The sequence below is a fragment of the Pseudomonas sp. 44 R 15 genome (genome assembly GCF_900004965.1).
GTDB classification, from domain to species: Bacteria; Pseudomonadota; Gammaproteobacteria; order Pseudomonadales; family Pseudomonadaceae; genus Aquipseudomonas; species Aquipseudomonas orientalis_A.
The window spans coordinates 1-7,788 of record NZ_CVTU01000009.1 but is presented as its reverse complement, the minus strand read 5'-3'; the positions used below and the strand labels follow the sequence as shown (position 1 = coordinate 7,788).

5 protein-coding genes are annotated in these 7,788 nt (G+C 61.9%); 2 read left to right on the top strand and 3 right to left on the bottom strand.

Annotated features, from left to right (window positions below):
* Window positions 1-231: 231 nt before the first annotated feature.
* The 3 genes from cysN to BFP93_RS00115 all read right to left on the bottom strand — a co-directional run bounded on the left by cysN (window position 232) and on the right by BFP93_RS00115 (window position 4,074).
* Window positions 232-2,130 carry a sulfate adenylyltransferase subunit CysN gene (gene cysN, locus BFP93_RS00125; RefSeq protein WP_065891507.1) on the bottom strand — a complete coding sequence of 633 codons (1,899 nt, stop codon included), beginning with the start codon at window positions 2,128-2,130 and terminating at the stop codon, window positions 232-234.
* Window positions 2,131-2,139: 9 nt separating this feature from the next.
* Window positions 2,140-3,057, bottom strand: coding sequence for a sulfate adenylyltransferase subunit CysD (gene cysD, locus BFP93_RS00120; RefSeq protein ID WP_017137614.1), 918 nt, complete (start codon window positions 3,055-3,057; stop codon window positions 2,140-2,142).
* Between the two features lie 258 nt (window positions 3,058-3,315).
* Complete coding sequence (locus BFP93_RS00115; protein WP_065891506.1) at window positions 3,316-4,074, bottom strand: Nif3-like dinuclear metal center hexameric protein; 759 nt, start codon at window positions 4,072-4,074, stop codon at window positions 3,316-3,318.
* Between the two features lie 101 nt (window positions 4,075-4,175).
* Between BFP93_RS00115 and algW the strand changes: the two genes are divergently transcribed.
* A complete protein-coding gene (algW, locus tag BFP93_RS00110) occupies window positions 4,176-5,336 on the top strand; it encodes a Do family serine endopeptidase AlgW (protein WP_057725862.1) in 1,161 nt (386 codons plus the stop codon).
* 111 nt (window positions 5,337-5,447) lie between these two features.
* Window positions 5,448-7,544, top strand: a complete 2,097-nt coding sequence (locus tag BFP93_RS00105; RefSeq protein WP_065891505.1) for a TonB-dependent siderophore receptor — start codon at window positions 5,448-5,450, stop codon at window positions 7,542-7,544.
* Window positions 7,545-7,788 lie beyond the last annotated feature (244 nt).

Below are 7,788 nucleotides of genomic sequence, written 5' to 3'. Positions count from 1 at the left end.
CGTCCTGCCGGGTTACCCACGGATTCAAGCCTGCGTTCGGCCAGCGTGGTTTAACGGGGCGCCTGAGATCAAGATCAAAAGCAGATCAAGAGCGGCTCGCTTCGCATCGTGGTTACGGTTGGGCGCTGCTGAGTTGTGTAGATACCGATAGCAGAGTGTCAGACTCAGCCTATTTGACTGACACACCGCCATCGGGGGCAAGCCCCCTCCCACATTTGACCGAGTACCGGTTTAGATCGCGCCGCGCTGGCGCAACAGTTCCAGCACTTGCTTGACGCTGTCTTCCAGCGACAGGGCCTGGGTGTCGATCACCAGGTCGGCATTCAATGGCACGTCGTACGGGAACGACTCACCCGGGATGTTATCCCCACCGGCAGCGTACAGCCCTTGCGGATCACGCTCGGCGCACACCAATGGCGACGCTTGCACGTACACCGTCAGCAGGCGATCGCTGCCAATCAGCGCCTTGGCCTGTTCACGGCCTTCGGCATCCGGGGCGACGAACGCGGCCAGGGTCAGCAGGCCGGCTTCGTTGAACTGGCGCGCCACGTGAGCGGCACGCCGCCAGTTTTCGGTACGCCCGGCGCGGTCCTGCGGCAGCCCCTTGTTCAGGTCGTGACGCAGGTTCTGGCCGTCCAGTACGAACACCGCACGGCCCATGTCGAACAGCTTGCGTTCAACCGCATAGGCCAAGGTGCTCTTGCCGGCGCCGGACAGGCCGCTGAACAACACCGTGGCCGGCTGCTGGCCGAAGCGCAGGGCACGTTCCTCGGTGGCCACATGGGCCAACTTGCCGTGCTGCGCCGCGCTGCCATGGGTCACGGGCGGGGCGATGATCATGCCCGCCGCAACGGTGCCATTGGTCAAACGGTCGATGACGATAAAGGCGCCGGTGGTGCGGTTGCTGTCGTAACCGTCCAGGGCGATGGCGGCGTCCAGGCTGACCTTGACCCGGCCAATCTCGTTCAACTGCAGGGAACTGGCCGGGCCTTCGGCCAGGGTGTTCACGTCCACACGGTGCACGATGCTGGTGATGGAACCCGGCACATAGCTGGTGGCGCGCTTGATGTCGTATTTCTTGCCCGGCAGCATCGGCTCCTCGGCCATCCACACCAGCATGGCGTCGAAGGCGTCGGTCACTTGCGGCACGTTGTCGGCGTGTACCAGCAGGTCGCCACGGGAGATATCGATCTCGTCTTCCATGGTCAGCGTCACCGCTTGACCGGGACCTGCGTGCTCCAGCTCGCCCTCGAACGTGACGATGGATTTAACACGGCTGCTCTTGCCCGACGGCAGCACCACGACTTCGTCGCCCTTGTGCACGATGCCGCTGGCCAGGGTGCCGGCAAAACCACGGAAGTTCAGGTTCGGACGGTTGACGTACTGCACCGGGAAACGCAGGTCGGTGTAGTTGCGGTCGTTGGCGATCTCGACGGTTTCGAGGATCTCCATCAGCGACTGGCCGGTGTACCAGGGCGAACGCTCGCTCTTGTTCACTACGTTGTCGCCCTTGAGCGCCGACATCGGCACAAAGGCCAGGGTGCTCGGCTTGAAGGCGATGCCCTCGGCAAACTTCAGGTAATCGGCCTTGATCGACTCGAACACGCTTTGGTCAAAGCCGTTGATGTCCATCTTGTTGACGGCGACCACGATGTGCTTGATACCCAGCAGCGAGGCGATGAAGCTGTGGCGACGGGTCTGGGTCTGCACGCCGTAGCGGGCGTCGATCAGGATGATCGCCAGGTCACAGGTGGAGGCACCGGTGGCCATGTTGCGGGTGTACTGCTCATGGCCCGGGGTGTCGGCGATGATGAATTTGCGCTTGGCGGTGGAGAAGTAGCGGTAGGCCACATCGATGGTGATGCCCTGCTCACGCTCGGCCTGCAGGCCGTCGACCAGCAAGGCCAGGTCGATGTCATCGCCAGTGGTGCCGGATTTTTTCGAATCGCGGGTGATGGCTTCCAGGTGATCTTCGTAGATCATCTTGGAGTCGTGCAGCAGGCGCCCGATCAGGGTGCTCTTGCCGTCGTCGACGTTGCCACAGGTCAGAAAGCGCAACATTTCCTTGCGCTCGTGCTGGCCCAGGTAGGCGAGGATGTCCTCGCTGATCAAATCAGATTGATGCGACATGACAGCCCCTTAGAAATAGCCTTGACGTTTTTTATCTTCCATGGAGCCGGCGCCATCGTGGTCGATGACACGGCCCTGGCGCTCGGAAGTTCGCGTCAGGAGCATTTCCTGAATGATGTCCGTCAGCGTCTCGGCTTCGGACTCCACCGCGCCCGTCAACGGGTAGCAGCCAAGGGTACGGAAACGGACTTTCTTTTTGACGATGCGGGCTTTGTCTTCGTCGGACAGGTGCTCGAGGATGCGGTCGTCGTCGATCATGATCAACGTGCCGTTCTTCTCGATCACATCGCGCTCGGCGGCGAAATACAGCGGCACGATCGGGATGCCTTCCAGGTAGATGTACTGCCAGATGTCCAGCTCGGTCCAGTTGGACAGCGGGAACACACGGATCGACTCGCCCTTGTTGACGTTGCCGTTGTAGACGTTCCACAGCTCCGGGCGCTGGTTTTTCGGGTCCCAGCGGTGCTTGCTGTCGCGGAATGAGTACACGCGCTCCTTGGCACGGGATTTCTCTTCATCGCGACGCGCGCCGCCAAAGGCAGCGTCGAAACCATGCTTGTCCAGGGCCTGCTTGAGGCCCTCGGTCTTCATGATATCGGTGTGCTTGGCGCTGCCGTGGGTGAAGGGGTTGATGCCCTGCGCCACACCGTCCGGGTTGACGTGGGTGATCAGGTCCAGGCCCAGTTCCTCGACCATCTTGTCGCGGAACTTGTACATCTCCTGGAATTTCCAGCGGGTGTCGACGTGCATCACTGGGAACGGCAGTTTGCCCGGGAAGAAGGCCTTGCGTGCCAGGTGCAGCATCACGGCGGAGTCTTTACCGATCGAGTAGAGCATCACCGGGTTGTCGAACTCGGCGGCGACCTCGCGGATGATGTGGATGCTTTCCGCCTCCAGCTGTTTCAGATGCGTCAGTTTGTCGACCATGGCTACTCACGGAAAAACGATCTTGTGGACGGCCAGCGGGCCGTGTTCGAGCGGGGCATGCTAGCACAGCACCTGCTTCTATTCAGGGCGCCAACTAGATCGAAACGGTATATGAATATACCCCTGAGTTTGGCCTGCAATGCGGTCAAGTGTGGGAGGGGGCTTGCCCTCGAGAGCGGTGGATCAGTGAAATAGGTACTGACTGACACACCGCAATCGGGGGCAAGCCCCCTCCCACATTGAGTCCCGCTGTATGGCTCAGATCGGGTTCGGGCAATCGATGAACAGGTGCTCCAGGGCGAAGCGTCGCGCCAGGTAATCGCCCAGTGCCTGCACGCCATAACGCTCGGTGGCGTGATGGCCGGCGGCAATGAAGCTGATGTCGTTTTCGCGGGCGCTGTGGAAGGTCTGCTCGGACGCTTCGCCGCTGATAAACAGGTCGACGCCCGCGGCAATCGCATTGTCGATATAGCCCTGGCCGCCCCCGGTGCACCAACCGACGCGGCGGATCATCTCGCTGCCTTCGATCAACAGCGGCTCGCGGCCCATCACGTCCTGCACGCGACGGGCAAAGTCGCGCGGTGACAGCGGCTCGGCGAGCGAGCCGACCAGGCCAACCACTTTGGGGTTGCCGGGGTCCAGCGGGCCTTCGACGGTGATGTCCAGTTGCCTGGCAAGCTGCACGTTATTGCCGACATCGGGGTGCAGATCCAGGGGCAGGTGGTAGGCCAGCAGGCTGATGTCGTGCTTGAGTAAGGTTTTCAGGCGACGCTGCTTCATGCCGGTGATGCAGGGGTTCTCACCCTTCCAGAAATACCCGTGGTGCACCAGGATCAGGTCGGCCTGGGCTTCGACGGCGGCGTCCAGCAGGGCCTGGCTGGCGGTGACGCCGCTGACGATGCGCATCACCTGGGGCCGGCCCTCGACTTGCAGGCCGTTGGGGCAATAATCGGCGATTTTCAGGCTGCCAAGGTAGCGGTCCGCTTCCTCGACGAGGGTGGTAAGGGGGACGGCCATAAAAGACTCCTAAATATCCGGTTCGCAGGCGTCACAGCCTCGTATAATGCGCGACATTATGGGCGCTCCCGCGCCCCCTGCAACCTGTCAGGACTTACTTGATGCTCAAGGCACTGCGTTTTTTTGGATGGCCATTGCTGGCTGGCGTGCTGATCGCGATGCTGATTATTCAGCGTTATCCCCAGTGGGTTGGCCTGCCCAGTCTGGATGTGAACCTGCAGCAGGCCCCGCAAACCAGCACCGTGGTGCAAGGCCCGGTGACCTATGCCGACGCCGTGGTCATCGCCGCCCCCGCCGTGGTCAACCTGTACACCACCAAGGTGATCAACAAGCCGGCGCATCCCCTGTTCGAAGACCCGCAGTTCCGCCGCTATTTCGGTGATAACGGGCCCAAGCAGCGCCGCATGGAGTCCAGCCTCGGTTCCGGGGTGATCATGAGCCCGGAAGGCTACATCCTCACCAACAACCACGTGACCACCGGCGCCGACCAGATCGTGGTGGCCCTGCGTGACGGCCGCGAGACCCTGGCCCGCGTGGTGGGCAGCGATCCGGAAACCGATCTTGCGGTACTGAAGATCGACCTGAAGGATTTGCCGTCGATCACCCTCGGCCGCTCCGACGGCCTGCGCGTGGGTGACGTGGCGCTGGCCATCGGCAACCCGTTCGGCGTCGGCCAGACGGTGACCATGGGCATCATCAGCGCCACCGGGCGTAACCAACTGGGCCTTAACAGCTACGAAGACTTCATCCAGACCGACGCGGCGATCAACCCCGGCAACTCCGGCGGCGCGCTGGTGGATGCCAATGGCAACCTGACAGGCATCAACACAGCGATTTTCTCCAAGTCCGGCGGTTCCCAGGGCATCGGTTTTGCGATCCCGGTGAAGCTGGCGATGGAGGTGATGAAGTCGATCATTGAACACGGCCAGGTGATTCGTGGCTGGCTGGGCATTGAAGTCCAGCCCTTGACCAAGGAACTGGCCGAGTCGTTTGGCCTGACCGGGCGCCCGGGCATCGTGGTCGCTGGGATCTTCCGCGACGGCCCGGCGCAGAAAGCCGGCCTGCAACTGGGCGATGTGATCCTCAGCATCGACGGCGCACCCGCCGGTGATGGCCGCAAGTCGATGAACCAGGTGGCGCGGATCAAGCCGACCGACAAGGTGGCGATCCAGGTGATGCGCAACGGCAAGGAAATCAAGCTGTCGGCGGAAATCGGCCTGCGCCCGCCGCCGGCCACGGCACCGGTGAAGGAAGAGGAATAAGCGGCAGCGCACCCGCGCCCGTTCGCGGGCGCTGGTGCATTGATATGACATAGCAATCTTTCTCATTAGACATGTTATATTGTTTCAATATCGACATTGGAACGCTCTATCATGCCGTCTCGAAAATTTGCCCCCCTGGCCGGCCTGGCCCTGGGTTTGCTGCTCGACCCTGCCTACGCCGAAGAAAACACCCTGGAACTGGACACCATCAGCGTCACCACCGACGCCTACGAGTCGGCGACCGGCCCGGTGCAGGGTTACCGCGCGACCCGCTCCGCCAGCGCCACCAAGACCGACACCGCCCTGCGCGATATCCCGCAATCGATCAGCGTGATTCCTGCCACGGTACTTAAGGACCTGGGCAGCACCAGTGTGGAACGCGCCCTGGAATTTGCCGGCGGCGTCTCCAAGCAGAACAATTTTGGCGGCCTGACCCTTTACGAATACAGCGTGCGCGGCTTCACCACCTCCGAGTTCTACCAGGACGGCTTCAGTGCCAATCGCGGCTACCCGAGCACGCCGGACGCGGCAAACATCGAACGCATCGAAGTGCTCAAGGGGCCGGCCGCCAGCCTGTACGGACGTGGCGATCCAGGCGGCACAGTGAATATCGTCAGCAAGAAACCCCAACCCGAAGCCTTCACTACGCTGCAAACCAGCGCGGGCAGTTGGGACCGCTACCGCACCGCGCTGGACGTGAATACGCCGCTCGACAGCGAGGGTCGCGTGCTGTCGCGTGTGAACCTGGCGGTTGAAGACAACCACAGTTTTCGCGATCACGTGGGCGCCAAGCGAGTGTTCGTCGCGCCGTCCTTCAGTTGGGAACTGGACCCGGATACCACTCTGCTGGTGGAAAGCGAATTCGTGCGCCACGCCTCCACCTTCGACCGCGGCATTGTCGCCGACACCGGCATGTCCCATTCCACGTTCCTCGGCGAGCCCGACGACGGCAATATCCGCAACCACAACAACCGCATCCAGGCCGCGCTGGAACATCACCTCAATGATGCCTGGAAGCTGCGCCTGGCCAGTCATTACAAACAAGGCAGCCTGTGGGGCGACGCTTCGGAAAGCCGTGCGCTGAACGCCGACGGTCACACCGTCAACCGTCGCTACCGTGAGCGCTCAACCGGCTGGCACGACAGCATCACCCAACTGGAACTGCGCGGGCTGTTCGATATTGGCAGCTGGCAGCATGAACTACTGATCGGCACCGAGTACGAGGACTACCGCAAGAAGGAACGAGTGACCGCCATTGGCGGCAGCAACTACCCCGTTGATCTCTACAACCCGGTCTACGGCCAGCCAAAACCCAATGGCACGCGCACCGGTACCGATTTCTTCGAGCAGACCCAAAGCCATGCGCTGAACCTGCAAGACCAGATCGTCTTTACCGACCGCCTGCGCGGCATGGTGGGCGCGCGCTTCGAGCATTTCGACCAGAGCACCGACGACTTCACCCGCAACCACGCCAAAAGCCGGCAAACCCACGACGCCTTCACCCAACGCGCCGGCCTGCTCTATCAACTCACACCGCAGGTTGGGGTATTCGCCAACGCCTCCACCTCATTCAAGCCCAACAGCGGCCTGGATGCCGGTGGCAAGACCTTCAAGCCCGAAGAAGGTGTGGGGTATGAAGTCGGGGTCAAGAGCGAGCTGTTTGACGACCGCCTCAGCGCCACCCTCGCCGCCTTCCATATCGAAAAGGAAAACGTGCTGACCCTGGACCCGGCGACCAACACCAACCGCGCCATGGGCAAGGCGCGCAGCCAGGGCCTGGACCTGCAACTGACCGGGCAGGTCACCGACGCCATCCGCGTGATCGGCGCGTTGGCCTACATCGACGCCGAAGTGACCAAGGGCGATAAAACCATTCCTGCCGGCAGCCGTATCCTCGGCGTCGCCAAACGCAGCGGCAGTCTGTTGGGGGTGTACCAATTCCAGGACGGCGCATTGCGCGGTTCGGACCTGGGGGCGGCGTTTACCTATGTCGGTGATCGCTCCGGTGAGGCGGGAACAGGTTTTGAACTGCCGGCTTACCACACCGTCGATCTGCTGGCGCATTACAAAGCGACGGAGAATGTCACCGTGGGGCTGAACCTCAACAACCTGTTCAACGAGAAGTACTACGAGCGATCCTACAGCAGCTACTGGGTCAACCCCGGCGAGCCGCGCAACTTCACCGTCAGCCTGAGCCTTAACCTCTGACAGACATGAGACTAAATGTGGGAGGGGGCTTGCCCCCGATGGCGATGTGTCAGTCACTGATGTACTTACTGACTCTCCCTCATCGGGGGCAAGCCCCCTCCCACATTTGGATCGCGGACCGGCAAATGATACCGGTCGGCTCTAAGGCCACCGCGCTTTTGCTTTTGATCTCAGGCGCCCCGTTAAACCACGCTGGCCGAACGCAGGCTTGAATCCGTGGGTAACCCGGCAGGACGCCGGGTTA